This window comes from Microbispora sp. CL1-1 (assembly GCF_012034195.1).
GTDB lineage: Bacteria > Actinomycetota > Actinomycetes > Streptosporangiales > Streptosporangiaceae > Microbispora.
In genome coordinates this window covers 117,798-134,096 of sequence record NZ_JAATEK010000007.1, presented here as the reverse complement: position 1 = coordinate 134,096, position 16,299 = coordinate 117,798, and the positions used below count along the sequence as shown (strand labels likewise).

15 protein-coding genes and 1 pseudogene are annotated in these 16,299 nt (G+C 70.6%); all 16 read left to right on the top strand.

Features of this window, described 5'->3' with window-relative positions:
• Positions 1 to 316: 316 nt before the first annotated feature.
• A complete protein-coding gene (rho, locus tag HCK04_RS11490; RefSeq protein WP_142647156.1) occupies positions 317 to 2,290 on the top strand; it encodes a transcription termination factor Rho in 1,974 nt (657 codons plus the stop codon).
• A gap of 298 nt (positions 2,291 to 2,588) precedes the next feature.
• A complete protein-coding gene (rpmE, locus tag HCK04_RS11485; RefSeq protein WP_079317149.1) occupies positions 2,589 to 2,807 on the top strand; it encodes a 50S ribosomal protein L31 in 219 nt (72 codons plus the stop codon).
• A gap of 107 nt (positions 2,808 to 2,914) precedes the next feature.
• Positions 2,915 to 3,961 (top strand): peptide chain release factor 1, encoded by a 1,047-nt coding sequence (gene prfA, locus HCK04_RS11480; protein WP_221889899.1) that lies wholly within the window; start codon positions 2,915 to 2,917, stop codon positions 3,959 to 3,961.
• 183 nt (positions 3,962 to 4,144) lie between these two features.
• Positions 4,145 to 4,999, top strand: coding sequence for a peptide chain release factor N(5)-glutamine methyltransferase (gene prmC / locus HCK04_RS11475; protein WP_142647155.1), 855 nt, complete (start codon positions 4,145 to 4,147; stop codon positions 4,997 to 4,999).
• A gap of 88 nt (positions 5,000 to 5,087) precedes the next feature.
• Positions 5,088 to 5,735, top strand: a complete 648-nt coding sequence (locus HCK04_RS11470; protein WP_142647154.1) for an L-threonylcarbamoyladenylate synthase — start codon at positions 5,088 to 5,090, stop codon at positions 5,733 to 5,735.
• A 144-nt stretch (positions 5,736 to 5,879) separates the two neighbouring features.
• Positions 5,880 to 9,434: a hypothetical protein gene (locus tag HCK04_RS11465; RefSeq protein WP_142647153.1), complete on the top strand. Its 3,555-nt coding sequence runs from the start codon at positions 5,880 to 5,882 to the stop codon at positions 9,432 to 9,434.
• 227 nt (positions 9,435 to 9,661) lie between these two features.
• Positions 9,662 to 10,051 carry a hypothetical protein gene (locus tag HCK04_RS11460; RefSeq protein ID WP_142618972.1) on the top strand — a complete coding sequence of 130 codons (390 nt, stop codon included), beginning with the start codon at positions 9,662 to 9,664 and terminating at the stop codon, positions 10,049 to 10,051.
• 41 nt (positions 10,052 to 10,092) lie between these two features.
• Positions 10,093 to 10,596 (top strand): annotated as a pseudogene (locus tag HCK04_RS42185) (hypothetical protein); the annotation flags it as partial.
• A gap of 199 nt (positions 10,597 to 10,795) precedes the next feature.
• Positions 10,796 to 10,885 (top strand): hypothetical protein, encoded by a 90-nt coding sequence (locus HCK04_RS44145; RefSeq protein WP_312845730.1) that lies wholly within the window; start codon positions 10,796 to 10,798, stop codon positions 10,883 to 10,885.
• Between the two features lie 327 nt (positions 10,886 to 11,212).
• Positions 11,213 to 12,691: an MraY family glycosyltransferase gene (locus tag HCK04_RS11450; RefSeq protein ID WP_260617205.1), complete on the top strand. Its 1,479-nt coding sequence runs from the start codon at positions 11,213 to 11,215 to the stop codon at positions 12,689 to 12,691.
• A 275-nt stretch (positions 12,692 to 12,966) separates the two neighbouring features.
• On the top strand, positions 12,967 to 13,389 hold the full coding sequence (locus tag HCK04_RS11445) for a hypothetical protein (RefSeq protein ID WP_142647151.1): 423 nt from the start codon (positions 12,967 to 12,969) through the stop codon (positions 13,387 to 13,389).
• Positions 13,390 to 13,451: 62 nt separating this feature from the next.
• Complete coding sequence (locus HCK04_RS11440) at positions 13,452 to 13,667, top strand: hypothetical protein (RefSeq protein ID WP_079320510.1); 216 nt, start codon at positions 13,452 to 13,454, stop codon at positions 13,665 to 13,667.
• 132 nt (positions 13,668 to 13,799) lie between these two features.
• Positions 13,800 to 14,588 carry a F0F1 ATP synthase subunit A gene (gene atpB, locus HCK04_RS11435; RefSeq protein ID WP_260617204.1) on the top strand — a complete coding sequence of 263 codons (789 nt, stop codon included), beginning with the start codon at positions 13,800 to 13,802 and terminating at the stop codon, positions 14,586 to 14,588.
• 84 nt (positions 14,589 to 14,672) lie between these two features.
• On the top strand, positions 14,673 to 14,894 hold the full coding sequence (atpE, locus tag HCK04_RS11430; protein WP_030510489.1) for an ATP synthase F0 subunit C: 222 nt from the start codon (positions 14,673 to 14,675) through the stop codon (positions 14,892 to 14,894).
• 29 nt (positions 14,895 to 14,923) lie between these two features.
• Entirely contained in the window at positions 14,924 to 15,469 is a 546-nt protein-coding gene (locus HCK04_RS11425; RefSeq protein ID WP_142618976.1) for a F0F1 ATP synthase subunit B, read from the top strand.
• Positions 15,469 to 16,278, top strand: coding sequence for a F0F1 ATP synthase subunit delta (locus HCK04_RS11420; protein WP_142647150.1), 810 nt, complete (start codon positions 15,469 to 15,471; stop codon positions 16,276 to 16,278). The genes HCK04_RS11425 and HCK04_RS11420 overlap by 1 nt, the downstream gene beginning before the upstream one ends.
• Positions 16,279 to 16,299: the final 21 nt, after the last annotated feature.

The following is a 16,299-nucleotide window of genomic DNA, read 5'->3' as shown; positions in this document are numbered from 1 at the left end:
CACATCGCTGCACTTCGCCTCGCGTCCTTCGACGCGGGCAGGGCGATTTCCCCGAAACCGTTTCCTCCAGTCGGCACACCTCCGGGTGGCATGACCAGAGGCGGCGTTCTCGGAGACATGCGCGTTCGAACCACCAAGACATCTGGTCGGTGGCGGCAATCCGGGGGATCGCCCCCGGGCACCTACCGCTCGCGGATCCCGAGGGTCATCGACACATGAGATTCGCGAAGCCCGACCCGGTCTGTCCCGCCGGGTCGCATCACCGGGACGCCTGGACGCACGATTCTGGCGCCCGACCCCTGGGAAGGACCCTTAGTTGAGCGACACCACCGAACTCCTCTCCGACGGCCAGGCCGCCGGCGACACCCCCACTTCCGCCCCGGCCCGTCCGCGACGTCGCTCCGGCACCGGCCTGGCTGGCATGGTGCTCCCCGAGCTTCAGGCCCTGGCGACCAGCCTCGGCATCACGGGGACCGGACGGATGCGCAAGAGCCAGCTCATCGCGGCCATCCAGGAGAAGCAGGGCGGATCGGGAGAGTCCGCGCCCGAGCCGAAGGCCGCCGCAGAAGCGCCCGCCGCCGCTGAGCGCCCCGCCCGTGGCCGCCGGGAACGTTCCCGCGCCGCCCAGGCTTCCGCGCCCGAGCCGGCGCCGGCCGCCGAGCCCGTCGCCGCGGCTCGTGAGGAGCGTCCCGTGGTCGAGGCTGCGCCCGCCGTGGCCGCCGAGGCCGCGCAGAACGGCGCCGCCACCGTCGCCGAGCCGCAGGCCGAGGCCGCCGCCCAGCCGGAGACCCGCAGCGAGCGGCCCGAGCGCGGCGACCGCCGCGAGCGCCGCACGCGCGGTGAGCGTGGCGAGCGGGGCCGTGAGCGCGACGGCCGCGGTGACCAGCGCGGTGACCAGCGCGCCGCCGACGCGGGAGACGGCGGCCAGGGCCGTCGTGACCAGCAGGGCCGTGGCGACAATCGTGGCGACAACCGTGGCGACAACCGCTCCGACGGGCGTGACGGCCGCGGCGACAGCCGTACGGACGGCCGCGCCGACGGCAAGGGCGACCAGCAGGGCGAGGACGGGCGTGGGCGCCGTGGCCGCTTCCGGGAGCGCGGCCGCCGCGGGCGCGACCGTTTCGAGGGCAACGAGCCGGTCATCAGCGAGGACGACGTCCTGATCCCGATCGCCGGCATCCTGGACATCCTCGACAACTACGCCTTCGTGCGCACCAGCGGCTACCTTCCGGGCGCGAACGACGTCTACGTCTCGCTCGCCCAGATCCGCCGCAACGGCCTGCGCAAGGGCGACGTCATCACCGGCGCCGTCCGGCAGCCGAGGGACGGCGAGCGGCGCGAGAAGTTCAACGCGCTCGTCCGCCTCGACACCGTCAACGGCATGGACCCGGAGCAGGCCCGTCAGCGGCCCGACTTCAACAAGCTCACGCCGCTCTACCCGCAGGAGCGCCTGCGCCTGGAGACCGAGCCCAACGTCCTGACCACGCGGATCATCGACCTCGTCTCGCCGATCGGCAAGGGCCAGCGCGGCCTCATCGTGTCGCCTCCCAAGGCCGGCAAGACGATGGTGCTCCAGGCGATCGCCAACGCGATCACGCGCAACAACCCCGAGTGCCACCTGATGGTCGTCCTCGTGGACGAGCGTCCGGAAGAGGTCACCGACATGCAGCGGTCGGTCAAGGGCGAGGTCATCCACTCGACCTTCGACCGCCCGGCCGAGGACCACACCACCGTCGCCGAGCTCGCCATCGAGCGGGCCAAGCGCCTGGTGGAGCTGGGCCACGACGTCGTCGTCCTGCTCGACTCGATCACCCGTCTCGGCCGCGCGTACAACCTCGCGGCGCCGGCGAGCGGCCGCATCCTGTCCGGTGGTGTCGACTCGACCGCGCTCTACCCGCCGAAGCGGTTCTTCGGCGCCGCCCGCAACATCGAGAACGGCGGCTCGCTGACGATCCTCGCCACGGCGCTGGTCGAGACCGGCTCCAAGATGGACGAGGTCATCTTCGAGGAGTTCAAGGGCACCGGCAACATGGAGCTCAAGCTCAACCGGTCGCTCGCGGACAAGCGCATCTTCCCGGCGGTGGACGTGGACGCGTCCGGCACCCGCAAGGAGGAGATCCTCATGGCGAAGGAGGAGCTGTCGATCGTCTGGAAGCTCCGCCGCGTCCTCCACGCCCTCGACATGCAGCAGGCGCTGGAGCTCCTTCTCGAGAAGATGAAGGAGACCAAGTCCAACGCCGAGTTCCTGCTCCAGGTGCAGAAGACCACGGTCAGCAACGACCGCGACTGAAGCCCTTCCGACCGACGCCCCGGACGGCCCGTGCCGTACGGGGCGTCGGCGTGACCCGCCGATCCGTGCCCGAAGACCACCGCACCCCGCCCGCCGCCTCCCTCGCCGCCGCCCCGGTCACCACGATGCCCGGCCTGGGAATAGCCGATGGCCTGGGATGGTTGGTGGATCTGGCACACTGGTAGCCGAACCGCAGCGGTACCGGTTCCCGCAGCCGCGCATCACAGGTGTGCCGATGCGCGCAGGCCGTGACAGGCGAAAGCGACCCGGCGACCGCGCCTAGCGTTAGGACTGAGACATGAAGCCCGACATCCACCCGGAGTACGTGGTCACCCAGGTGACCTGCACCTGCGGGAACACCTTCACCACGCGTAGCACCGCCAAGAACGGCGTGATCCACGCCGACGTCTGCTCCGCCTGCCACCCCTTCTACACGGGCAAGCAGAAGATCCTCGACACCGGTGGCCGGGTGGCGCGCTTCGAGGCGCGCTTCGGCAAGAAGGCCCAGAGCAAGTAGCTCCTCCAGGACGCCGGCTCGGGGGCGCCCCTCTCGCGGGGCGTCTCCGGGTCGGCGTTCTTGGTGATTACGGCCTTTACCGAGGAGCTTGAGCAAAGGAGCGTGCGGTGAACCTCGACGAGATCATGAGTGAGTACGCGGATCTGGAACTGCGGCTCGCCGACCCCGCCGTGCACGCCGACCAGAGCAAGGCGCGGACGTACGGCAAGCGTTACGCGGAGCTCACGCCGATCGTCGCGACCTACCGGGAGCTCGAAGGCGTACGGCAGGACCTCGCTGCCGCGCGTGAGCTGGCGGCGGAGGACCCGGCGTTCGCGGAGGAGGCGGCCGAGCTCGAAGGCCGCATCCCGGTGCTGGAGGAGAAGCTCACCCGTCTCCTTGTCCCGCGCGACCCCAACGACGACAAGGACGTCATCATGGAGATCAAGGCGGGCGAGGGCGGCCAGGAGTCCGCCCTGTTCGCCGGAGACCTCCTGAGGATGTACCTCAGGTACGCCGAGCGGATCGGGTACAAGACCGAGATCATCGATGCCCAGCACTCCGATCTCGGCGGCTACAAGGACGTCACCGTCGCCATCAAGGGCAGGGAGGGCGTCTGGTCGCGGCTCAAGTTCGAGGGCGGCGTGCACCGCGTGCAGCGGGTGCCGGTGACCGAGTCGCAGGGCCGCATCCACACCTCGGCCGCCGGTGTGCTCGTCTACCCCGAGGCCGAGGAGGTCGACGTCCAGATCGACCCCAACGACCTGCGAATCGACGTGTTCCGCTCCAGCGGCCCCGGCGGCCAGAGCGTCAACACGACCGACTCGGCCGTGCGGATCACCCACCTGCCGACCGGTGTCGTCGTCTCCTGCCAGAACGAGAAGAGCCAGCTCCAGAACAAGGAGTCGGCGCTGCGCATCCTGCGCGCCCGGCTGCTCGCGATGGCGCAGGAGGAGGCCGAGGCGGCGGCGATGGCCGAGCGCAAGTCGCAGGTGCGCACGGTCGACCGCTCCGAGCGCATCCGCACCTACAACTTCCCGGAGAACCGCATCTCCGATCACCGGGTGGGCTTCAAGGCCTACAACCTGGACCAAGTCCTGGACGGCGATCTCGACGCGGTGATACAGGCTTTGCTCGACGCGGAACTCGCGGAGAAGCTGTCCGCTCATTCGTGAGCCCGCGGCGAGCCTGATGAGGGGACGATGAGAGAAGCGGTGATGGACGTGGGACGTCGAACGACGATGGGCCGTCCCGGCCGCCCGTCTGCTCATGAGCGACGTCTCCCCGGCTACGGCGGCTCGTCTGCCCACGACCGGCGTTTCCCCGGCCACGCCGCGAGGACCGTGCTGTAAGAGACCATGACCTTCCTGCTCGACGAAATCGCCCTCGCCACCGCCCGGCTCGCCGAGGCGGGAGTGCCGTCACCGCGCACGGACGCCGAGGAGATCGCGGCGTTCATCCACGGCGTCCCGCGGGGCATGCTGCACACGGTCAAGGACGCCGACTTCGACGCGCGGTTCTGGGAGGGCATCGCCCGGCGCGAGGCACGCGAGCCGCTGCAGCACATCACGGGCCGGGCCTACTTCCGCTACCTCTCCCTGGAGGTCGGCCCCGGCGTGTTCGTGCCCAGGCCGGAGACCGAGGTCGTGGCCGGCTGGGCGATCGACCGGCTGCGCGAGATGGACGTCGCCTCTCCGGTCGTGGTCGACCTCGGCACCGGTTCCGGGGCCATCGCGCTGTCGATCGCCCAGGAGGTCGCGCTGGCGCAGGTGCACGCCGTCGAGATCGACCCCGTGGCGTACGGCTGGGCCAAGCGCAACATCCTCGAACACGGCCAGGGCCGGACGACCCTGCATCCCGAGGACCTGGCCGACTGCCTGCCGGAGCTGGACGGCCAGGTCGACCTGGTCATCTCCAACCCGCCGTACATCCCGCCCGGTGCGATCCCGCGCGATCCCGAGGTGCGCGACTACGACCCCTCGCGGGCCCTCTACGGGTCGGGGGAGGACGGGCTCGACGAGGTGAGAGCCGTCGAGCGTACGGCGCGACGGCTGCTGCGGCCGGGCGGGTTCGCCGTGGTCGAGCACGCCGACCAGCAGGGCAACGCCGTCTATTGGCTGTTCGCCGAGGAGAACGGCTGGCGCGACGTGTGGTTGCGCCAGGACCTGACCGGCCGGGACAGGTTCGTCACCGCCCGGCTGAGCATGGACTGATTCCGGGCCGACCCCGGACTGACGCGAACGGCCCGGGCCGTGGCCACGCGGCGGCGGATTCGGACGGGACACGTGGAAGGATGGCTTCGTGAGCCGACGGTTTGACTGTGCCGACCAGACGGAGCGGATGACCGGATTGGCGGAGGCGATCTCGACGGTACGGCGGGGCGAGCTCGTGGTGCTGCCCACCGACACCGTTTATGGGATCGGCGCCGACGCTTTCACCCCTTCCGCCGTCAACGCCCTGCTGGAGGCCAAGGGCCGGGGCAGGGACATCCCCGTGCCCGTCCTCGTGGGCACCGTACGGGCCGCCAACGCCCTCGTGGAGAGCCTCGGGACGTACGGGCAGGACCTGGTGGACGCCTTCTGGCCCGGGCCGCTCACACTCATACTCAGGGCCAACCGGTCGCTGTCGTGGGACCTCGGCGACACCAAGGGAACGGTCGCCGTCCGCATGCCGCTGCACCCGGTCGCGCTGGACCTCCTCAAGGAGACCGGCCCCATGGCGGTCTCCAGCGCCAACCGGTCCGGCAACCCGCCGCCCACCACGGTGGACGAGGCCGAGGAGCAGCTCGGCGACGCGGTGGACGTCTATCTGGACGCCGGCCCCTGTGCGGACTCCGTTCCGTCCACGATCGTCGATCTCACCACGGCCGTGCCCCGGGTGCTGCGCAAGGGCGCGATCCCCGTGGACAAGATCCGCGCCCTCGTGGGATACCTCGCGACGGAGGAGTGACCGCGATCCGGGCGTACGTCTCGCATATCGAGATGTCGTCACGGCTCTGATCAGGGCGATCGATGCCGTCTGGCTATCGGGCTTCTTTACCGATGCCACCCCGGCTACCGTGAAGTGCGCCGATATCTCTGTGGAGGCGCGCCCATGGCCAAGCTCGACGGGATGGATCCGAAGCTCGTCCGTGAGTTGCTGTCGGAGGTTCAGCACGCAGCGAAGCAGATGGACGGCATCGAGGCCCGGATCACCCAGTTGACGCGTACGGCCGGCGTCTCGGTGCACGTGACCCACCGGCCGTCACAGGTCGCCGACGCGTGCACGACGATGGTCAAGGACGTCACCAAGCGCGTGACCCTGCTGGAGAAGAAGGAGAAACAGCAGAGCGCGGGCACGGTCCCGACGACCCGCGGGGCCTCCTTCACGGAGGAGCGGGACACCACCATGCCCGCCGACGATCCCGCGCCGTCCAGCACGCAGGGCGACAAGCCCGACCACAAGACGGATCACAAGCAGGACGGCAAGTCCGAGCACAAAGCCGACAGCGAGGCTGATCACAAGGCCGATGCGAAGCCGGACGCCAAGGGCGACGGCAAGGCGGACGCGAAGCCGGACGAGCACAAGTCCGACACCAAGTCCGACCACAAGACCGACAGCAGGTCCGACCACAAGGCGGACCCGAAGCCGGAGGCCAGGCCCGAGGGCAAGGCGGTCCACGACACGCAGAACGCCCACAAGACGTCGTCGCACGGTTCTGGCGACTCCGGCGCGGCGAAGGGGGAGACCTCCCACCGGGCGCACGGCGCCGCCGACGGCGCGGCCCGCGCGAGCAGCGGCGGAGGAGGCCAGGGCGCGGCCGAAGCGAAGCTCGCGGACAAGCCCGCTTACGGCACCATCGAGGGTTCCCTCCCTCAGATGCCATCCTCGACGCACGGTCCGGCCCACCCCGCCGCCGACGCCGGTACGGCCACAGGCGCGGGCACGTCCACGGGCACGTCCACGGGCACGGCTACAGGTGCAGGCCCGGGTGCGAGCACGGGCACTGGTTCGGGCACGGGCACGGGTTCGGGCACGGGGACGCCTCCGCCCACGAGTGCGAGTGGCGACAGCGGCGGTACGCCTGGATCCGGCACCGCGACCGGGTCCGGCGTATCTGCCGGCTCCGGTGCGGGCCAAGCGGGCGCCAACGGCGCCGTAGGCGGCACCGGCGACGCGGGTGCGAACGTCGGCTCCGGCCAGGTTCACCACCCCATCGGCTCGGGTCAGCCGACCGGCGACAACCCGGGTGTGGGCCAGGGCATCGGCCAGGGCACGGCACAGAGCGCAGGACAGGCCGCGGGACAAAGCGCGGTGCAGACGCCGCCGACCGGCGACAGCCAGACCGTGGGTCAGGGCATCGGCCAGGGCGCGGGCCAGGACATTGGCCAGGGCGCGAGCCTGGACCGGCCTGCCGCCCCGGGTCAGCCGGTCGGCGGCGATCAGGTCGTTGGTCAGGATCAGGGAGGCACGGGCCACGTTCAGCCCGCCGGCGACAATCAAAGTGCCGCTCAGAGCCAGTCCGACGGCGGTTGGCAGCAGCGGCCCGTCGACCAGGGACAGGGAAATACCCAGAATCCGGGCCAGAACCCGGGATCGAGCGCGGGGCCGAGCGCGGGGCAGGGGACGCCGGTCGACCCGGGACAGGGACAGACCCAGAACCCGGGCCAGAACCCGGGATCGAGCGCGGCTCAGGCGACGCCGGTCGATTCGAAGGCGGCGGGGGAGCAGCCCCCCTCCACGGGCGGAAGCGACTCCGCGATCTACGACACCCCCGGCAAGGACCACCCCGACGACATCGACCCCGCCGGTCGGCAGGTGACCGTAGTCGACGGTGTCAAGGTCGTCAGCACCCCGTTGATCCAGCCCGGCGCCGAGCAGGCGCAGGGCGTCCAGCCGATCGACATACCCGGCGCGGACGCGCAGACGGCGAGCGCCACCGGTGCGCACCCGGACGGGCCGCCCGGATTGGTGCCACCCGCCGAGCCGACCAATCCGGCGGCGAACAAGCCTCCGCAGCCCGGCCTCGCGCCTGGCGATCCCATGGGCGCATACGTCGGCACGCCTGCCGACAACCTCTCCGTTGATCCGTTCGCGACGGGCGCCTCTGACACCGTGCAGGGGACTTCCGCCGGCCACACTGTGGTGGCGGCGAGCGGCGGTGGTCATGCGTACACGGGCGACACGGTCGTAAGCGGCACTGCGACCGGGACCTCTCACCCGGGCGACGCGGTCGGCGCGAGCGGTGCGACTGGTGCGGGCGGAGCGCCGCAGACGGCAGATACGACCGGCACGGCACAGTCGGCGGGGACCGCTAGTACGGCACAGACAGCAGGTACGCCCGCCACGGCGACCGGAACCCCGCATCAGGCACCCGCCGCGACCACGGCGGGCACGGGCGATACGGCGATCGGAACTCCGCATCCTGCGCCCACGGCGACCACGCCTGATACGGCGACCGGAACCTCGCATCCTGTGACTGCGGCGGGTGCCACGAGTACGGCCGGCGCGACCCCTGCGCCTGTGCCGACCGTGACCGCCCAGCCAGCCGGTGTGGCCGACGCCACCCCTGCTACTCCCACGGTGCCCGGGGCGACCGCGCCCGCTCATCCGACTGGCGCGGCCGATGCCACTTCTGCCACTCCTGCGGCGCCCGGGGCGGCCGTGCCTGCTCATCCGGTGGGCTCGGCGGCCGATGCGACGCCTGCGGCATCGGCGGGGACGAACGCGGCGAGCGGCGCGGCTCACGCGGCAGGATCGGCAGGTGCCACGGGCACGGCCGATGCGGCACCTTCGCAATCGCCTGCCGCGTCGGGCGGGACGGGGACGGTGACCGGCGACCTGCCGGCGGTGGGCACTTCTGGTGGCGGGCACGCCGCGGGTACGACCGGCACGGCGACCGGCAGCCTGCCCACCGTAGGGGCGGCCGGAGACGGCCACGCGGCCGGGACGGCGGGAACCGCGAGCGCGGCGGGTGCCGGTGGCGACGGCGCGACGGGTCACATCGGGGCGACCGGTGTGAGCGACAGGGCCGACGGCGCGCCCGACTCGAGCGGGCGACCGTGCGACAACGATGCCGGTACGCGCGCGACCGGGATGGCCGGAGGCGACGCGGCGACGCACAACCCGGGCGCATCCAGCGCGTCCCCGCATGGCGCGGCGACGCACAACCCCGGCACATCCGGCGCGGCGACGCACAACCCGGGGGCGTACGGCGCGGGTGCGCACGACGCGGCGACGCATGGCGCTCCCGGCCAGGGGGCGGCACATCACCACGGCGTGCACCATGCGGGAACGCATGATCATGGCGCACACCACGCGGCAGGGCACGCCGCGGGGACGAACGGCGCGGGGACGAACGGCGCGGAGACCCACGGCACGACGAGGACTCCGGGCCCCGGCCAGGCCCCGGCACCCGATGCCCGATCGTTCGCCGCCGCGCAGCCCGGGGACGTGCTCGGCTATCCCGCCCGCCACTCAGGCGACGAGGCCGTGCCGCGCATGCTGGTGGACCACCACCGGGACGTCGAGCCCGTGGACATGCCGGACGTACGTGTCCCGGAAGGGGAGTGGGGCAAGGGCGACTGGGTGGCGAGGAAGGTCGAGCCAGACGGACCCGCCGGCAGCGTCGAAGCCGTCGAGGTCATCATCCAGAAGCCGGAGAAGTGAGGCGTGCGAGCGACGTACCCGCGTGGACGCGCGGGGATCCGACCCCCGCGACACCCGGAAGCGGCCGTACTCACGCGGATCGGCAGCGCCGCGCGGCGGCCGGACGACGGTGCGGGGTGGTGCGACCCGGCGAGCGGAGCCGGGCGGCGGGCCGCCGGGGTGTCCGGGGCAGGACAGGCGACGACCAACGCCGGCGTGCTGGCCGGCTTCGCACAGGAGGCGCGATCGTGAGTTATGTCGACCCGCCGGCGCCGACTCCGCTGCAGCCGGGGGAGACCCCGCCGGCGCCGTCGAGCACCGACCTGCTGTCGCCCGGCGGGCAGCCGACGGGCTGGGTGTTCAACCCGGAATACCAGAAGCTCGTCGACCTGTGGCTGCAGGTGGTCCCGCTGATGGACCAGCTCACCAAGTCGCTGGACAAGCCGTACGAGAGGGCCCGGAGCAGGGACGTGTGGGACGCTCCGGTCGCCGAGCGGTACGTCCAGGACCTGGCGGAATGGCGCAACCGGCTCGGGATGTACCGCCAGGCGGTGCTCACGGCGATCAGCGATCAGGCCGCGGACACGCCGCGCTGGATCCCGGCCAAGGCCGGCGCGCCGCACGCCTTCACATCCTGAACGCACTCCCGAGCGGCCGCTGAACAGCCCTCTGACCCGCGATGTCTTCGCCTGGAGCGAAGACACGTGAGGCGGTTCCACGGAAGGTTCGGAGCCGTTCTACGGTCCTGACTTCGCCCGGTTCGCCGCGCAGGATCCGGACGTCGCCCGGGGTGCTGCTCGACGAGGTCGCCCGGCCGCGGGGCGGGTTCCAGCTCACCGCGGGCGAGAACCTGTCCTCGCCCGCTGTCCTCGCCGGGCTCGGCTCGGTGCTCAACGACAAGTACGCCGAGGGCTACCCGGGCCACCGGTACTACCGCGGCTGCGAGGAGGCCGGCCGCGCCGAGGAGATCGCCGTAGAGCGGGCCAAGCGGTTGTTCGGGTCGGATCATGCCAACGTGCAGCCCTACAGCGGCACCACGGCCATCCTGGCGGCGTACGCGGCCCTTCCGCAGCCGGGCGACACGGTCCCGGCGCTCGCCCTGGAGCACGGCGGCCGCATCACCCACGGGTCCAAGGCCGGTTTCTCCGGCAGACGGTTCGACGTCGTCTCCTACGGCGTGCGGCGGGACACCGAGACGATCGACTACGACGAGGTGCGGGACCTGGCGCTGCGCCACCGTCCCCCGGGTGATCGTCTGCGGCGCCACGGCGTATTCCCGGCTGATCGATTGCGTTCGGCGAGGCGCTGCGCCCCGAGTTCCGCGCCTACGCCCCGAGTTCCGCGCCTATGCCGCGGCGGCGGCGGACAACGCCAGGACCCTGGTGGAGGGGCCGGCGGCCGAGGGGCTGCGCCCGGTGTCGGGCGGCACCGACACCCACCTCGCGCTGGTCGACCTGCGCGGCGCCGAGTGAGCGGAGCGGAGGCGGAGCGGCGCTGCGCCGAGGCAGGCATCCTGCTCGATCACAACGCGATCCCGTACGATCCCGCGTCCGCGACCGCGGCCTCCGGGATCAGGGCCGGCACGCTCTGCACGACCATCCAGGGGATGGGCCGCGGCGGAACTGAGAGAGACCGCGTCTCTCATCGTCCGGGCCATCCGGCGCCCAGGTGCGATAACGTCGGTCCTCGAACGGGTAAAGGGGCTGACCGCGACGCATCCGGCATATCCCCGTCAGGGATAGGGCGATCTATGTCTTTTGCCCGTCACAACTGATCCGCCTATCCAGGAAACTAGGTCCGTGCGCGAATATCTCCTCTTGGCGCTCGTGGCGGCTGCGGTGACCTATCTGCTGGTGCCGCCGGTCAGGGTGTTCGCGCTGCGCATCGGCGCGGCCCCCGAGGTGCGGGAGCGGGACGTGCACACGGTGCCCACCCCGCGTCTGGGCGGGCTCGCGATGTTCGGCGGGATGGTGGCGGCCCTGCTGGTGGCGAGCAACCTGCCGTACGTCGGCGGCGCGTTCGACAGCGGCCAGACGGGAAAGACGGTGACCGCGCTCCTCGCGGCCGGCGGCCTGATCGTCCTCACCGGGTTCCTGGACGACTGGCTCGGCATGGACGCGCTGGTCAAGCTGGGCGGCCAGATCGCAGCGGGCGGGCTGCTCGTCTACTTCGGCGTATATCTGCAGTTCCTGCCGCTGCCGCAGTCGATGGGCGGCTCCCAGGCCCTCGACGACACCCTGCACACGATCCTCACCATCATGATCGTCGTTGTCGTGATCAACGCGGTGAACTTCGTCGACGGTCTGGACGGCCTGGCCGCGGGCATCGTCGCCATCGCGGCGATGGCGACCTTCGCCTACTCGATCGTGCTGCAGCAGACCGCGAGCGGTTCGCGGATCAACGGGACGGCCGCCATCGCGGCCATCCTCATCGGGATGTGCGTGGGCTTCCTGCCGCACAACTTCAATCCCGCCAAGATCTTCATGGGCGACACCGGCGCCATGTTGCTCGGCCTGCTGCTCGCCACCTCGCTGATCACCAGCCTGTCGTCGGTCGAGCCGGACGCGGTGGTCGGCAAGCTCAACCGGTTCCCGGTGATCCTGCCCCTGATCCTGCCGATCGCGGTCGTGGTGCTGCCGCTGGCCGACCTGATCATGGCGGTCGTCCGCCGTACATCGGCGGGTATGTCCCCGTTCGCCCCCGACCGCGGCCATTTGCACCACCGGATGCTCGACATCGGCCACTCCCACCGGCGCAGCGTCCTGATCATGTACGCCTGGACGTTCCTGTTCGCCTTCGCGATCGTGGGCCTGTCGATCGGCCGCGTGCCGTTCATCGTGTTCCCCTTGACGATCGTGCTCGCCGTGGCGGTGCTGGTGATCATGGGCCTGCCGCGGTGGCGATCGCGCCGTACGGTGACGCATGACGACAAGGGAGACGGGAGCGGCCAGGGCGGCCAGAAGGCCGGGGTGCATGCGACGGGGAACCGTCCGCCCGCCACCGGTCCTGCCATTCGCGGGATCTCCGAACACGACACGCTCGTCTATCCCGTCGTCCCCCCGCCCGCCCCTCCGGTCACGCCCGGTGACTCCGCCGCGCCGGGTCAGGCCGCGCCGGGTCAGGCGGTTCCTGGACAGGCGGGTCCTGGACAGGCGGGTCCGGGCAGGCTTCCGGCGCAGGGTCGCAACCCCTACCCGGGACAGAGCGCCCCGGGTGGCCCGGGTGGTCCGGGCGTTCCCCCTACCACCTCCCGCGCCGACACCGGCACCTTCCGCTGAGCCCGTTCCCCAGGCCCGTTCCCCAGGCCCGTTCCCCAGGCCCGTCCCCCGAGCCCGTCCCCCGAGCCCGTCCCCCGAGCCCGTCCCCCGAGCCCGTCCCCCGAGCCCGTCCGCCGGGCCATCCCATGAGCCGTCCCCGCAGGTCGACGGCGACCCGAAACGGCAGGTAAAGGTGGCACTCCGGGGCTTGTGATAGCTTTCACTAGCAAGGGGCGAGGCCAACGACGTCCCGGCAGGTAGCAATCGCTCGTTTGACAACCGATTCTGGAGTCCCATTGCAGGCCAACGACGTGCGCGTTCTCAAGGGCGCCGCCGTGCCGACCTTGGTCGTCGGTCTCCTCGCCGCGCTCATCGCGGTGTTCACGACCGGGGCCAAGGGTGCGTTGGGCGCCGGCATCGGTCTCGTCCTTGTCGCGGCCTTCTTCACCATCGGTCTGGTCGTCGTCTCCTGGGCGGGCCGGGTCTCGCCGATGGCGATGATGGCGGCCGCCGTGCTGGGCTATGTCGTCAAGGTTCTGGCGATCATGGCGATGCTCAAAGCCTTCGAGGGCACCACCGCGTTCGACTCCCGCGTGTTCGCGCTGAGCGTCATCGGTTGCACGCTCGCCTGGACCATCGGTGAGATGCGCGGATTCATGAAACTGAAGATGCTCTACGTGGAGCCTGAGGCGAAGGTTCCCGGGCAGGGGCGCGGATGACCATGCGTACGGGGCAGCCCGATATGACTAGTCCGCATGGCTCCTGCTATCGTCGTGCCGCGATGAGCGAACAGGAGCGCAGGCCCGAGACCGACGGCCGCGACTTCGCCGACGCCGCCTGGTCGGTCCCGAGCTATCTGCTGTCCGGGATCCTGGTATGGGGCGGCCTCGGCTGGTTGCTGAGCTGGTGGACCGGCGTGCACGCGTTCATCCCCATAGGCGTCATTCTCGGGGTCGGGCTGGCTGCCTACCTCGTCTATCTGAAGTACGGCCGCTGACAGCCGGCCCGCTTCCCACGCTCTTCTGTTGATCCAATCGTTGAAGGGAACGCCCGTGCGCGAGCGTAGCGAACGGACGAACAAGCACATGCTTCGGGCATTCGGCCTCGAGCAGGTAGGCGAGGTGGCCAGGTGACCCCCCTCATGGTCGTCGCCGACGACTTCAAGGCGCCGGGACCGTCGATTTTCGACTTCCCTCCGCTCTATGACGGTGCGCCGTACTGGCTGACCAAGCCGGTGCTGATGGCGCTCTTCGGCGCCGTCGTGGTGTGCGCCCTCGCTTGGAGTGCCTTCGCCAACCCCAAGCTTGTTCCCCGGGGAATGCAGAACCTCGGCGAGATGGGTTACCAGTTCGTCCGCGATCAGGTGGCCCGGCCGTTCCTGGGCAAGGACGCCGAGCGGTGGATGCCGCTGCTCCTGAGCCTGTTCTTCCTGATCCTGCTGTGGAACTTCTTCGGCGTCATCCCGCTGATCCAGATCCCCGTGGCGTCGCACATCGCGTTCCCCATCGTTTTCGCGATCACCATCTACGTGATCAAGATCTACCTGGGCATCAAGCACCAGGGCCTCGGCGGCTACTTCAAGAACATGATGTTCCCGCCCGGGCTGCCCAAGCCGATCTACGTGCTGCTCGCGCCGATCGAGTTCCTGTCGAACCTGATCATCGCGCCGTTCACGCACGCCGTCCGACTCTTCGCGAACATGTTCGCCGGCCACCTCATCCTGGCCTTCTTCAGCATGGTCGGCTTCTGGTTCCTCTTCGAGAAGCCGACTCCCCTCGGTGCGGGCCTCGGTGTCGTCGGTGTGATCATGACGATCGCGATGACCGGCTTCGAGATGTTCATCGAGTTCCTGCAGGCGTTCCTGTTCACGATGCTGGCCGCCATGTACATCGGCAACTCGCTCCACGCCGAGCACTGACGGATCTCCCCAGACCCGACCTTTCGACGTAGACCAGACCGGTGAGAGCACACTCACCGGCCGACCAGTAAAGGAAGAACAGCAATGAGCGTTCTCGCTGAAGTCGCCGGCAACCTTGGCGCCGTCGGTTACGGCCTCGCCGCCATCGGCCCCGGCATCGGCGTGGGCATCATCTTCGGTCAGGGCGTGCAGGCCATCGCCCGTCAGCCCGAGGCGTACGGCCTCATCCGCCAGAACATGCTGCTCGGCTTCGTTCTCACCGAGGCGCTGGCCCTGATCGGCCTCGTCGCGCCGTTCATCTACTGACGTACCCACTCTGAAGGAAGGCTGCACCTATGACTCTGGCAGCTACGTTCCTCGCGGCGGAGGGCGAGAGCCCCCTCATTCCGCACGCTTACGAGCTGGTCGTCGGCAGCTTCGCCTTCCTCGTCGTCTTCCTCGTCGTCGGAAAGATCCTCACCCCGCGCATCCAGAAGACGCTGGCCGAGCGGACCGAGGCTATCGAGGGCGGCATCAAGAAGGCCGAGGACGCCCAGGCCGAAGCCCAGCGCACTCTGGAGCAGTACCGGGCGCAGCTCGCGGAGGCCCGCCAGGAGGCGGCCCGTCTCCGCGAGGAGGCCCGTGAGCAGGGCGCCGCGATCAAGGCCGAGCTCCGCGAGGAGGCCCAGGCCGAGGCGCGGCGCATCATCGAGGCGGCCCACGCCCAGATCGAGGCCGACCGTCAGCAGGCGTTCACGCAGCTGCGCGGTGAGATCGGGCGCCTGTCCACCGAGCTGGCGAGCCGCATCGTCGGCGAGTCGCTCGAGGACGAGGCCCGCCAGCGCCGCATCGTGGACCGGTTCCTCGAAGAGCTCGAGGGCCGTCCGGAGGCGGTCCGCTGATGCGCGGCCTCAGCAGGACCGCCCTGACGGAGGTCGAGGAGCGGTTCAACACCGCCGCCGCGACCGCCGACCTCGGTGCCCTCGCCGAGGAGCTGTTCGCCGTCGCCGACCTCTTCGACCGCGAGCACGGGCTGCGGCGGGGTCTTTCCGACCCTTCGCGCCCGGCCGAGCAGAAGGAGAGCGTCCTGCGCTCCCTGCTGCAGGGCAAGGTCGGCGACGCCGCACTGGAGATCGCGGTCGCCGCGGTCAGGGCGAAGTGGTCCAAGGCCGGCGACCTGCCGGACGCCCTTGAGCGTATCGGCGTGATGTCCGCGGCCGCCGAGGCCGAGTCGGACCGCCGCCTCGACGACGTCGAGGACGAGCTGTTCCGCTTCGGCCGCATCCTCGCCGCCAACCCGGAGCTGCGCCGCGCGCTCAGCGACCCGGCCGTACCGGCCGAGCGCAAGCGCGACCTGCTCGCCACGTTGCTCGGCGGGAAGGCCGCCCCCTCCACCGTCCGGCTCGTCACGCAGGCCGTTGTGCACCCGCGGGGACGTAGCCTGGAAACTGCGTTGGAGGAGTTCGGCTGGATCGTCGCGCGGGCGCGCGAGCGCCTGGTGGGTGTGGTCCGCAGCGCGGTGCCGCTCTCACAGCAGCAGAAGCAGCGGCTCGCGGCCTGGCTGCGAACCACCTACGGGCGAGACGTCCACCTGAACGTCGAGGTGGACCCGGAGGTGCTCGGTGGGTTCTCCGTCAGAGTCGGAGACGACTACATCGACACCACGATCGCCGGACGTATCGAAGAAGTCCGCCGCCGGTTGGCCGGCTGAGGCGAATAGGGAGACAAGAAA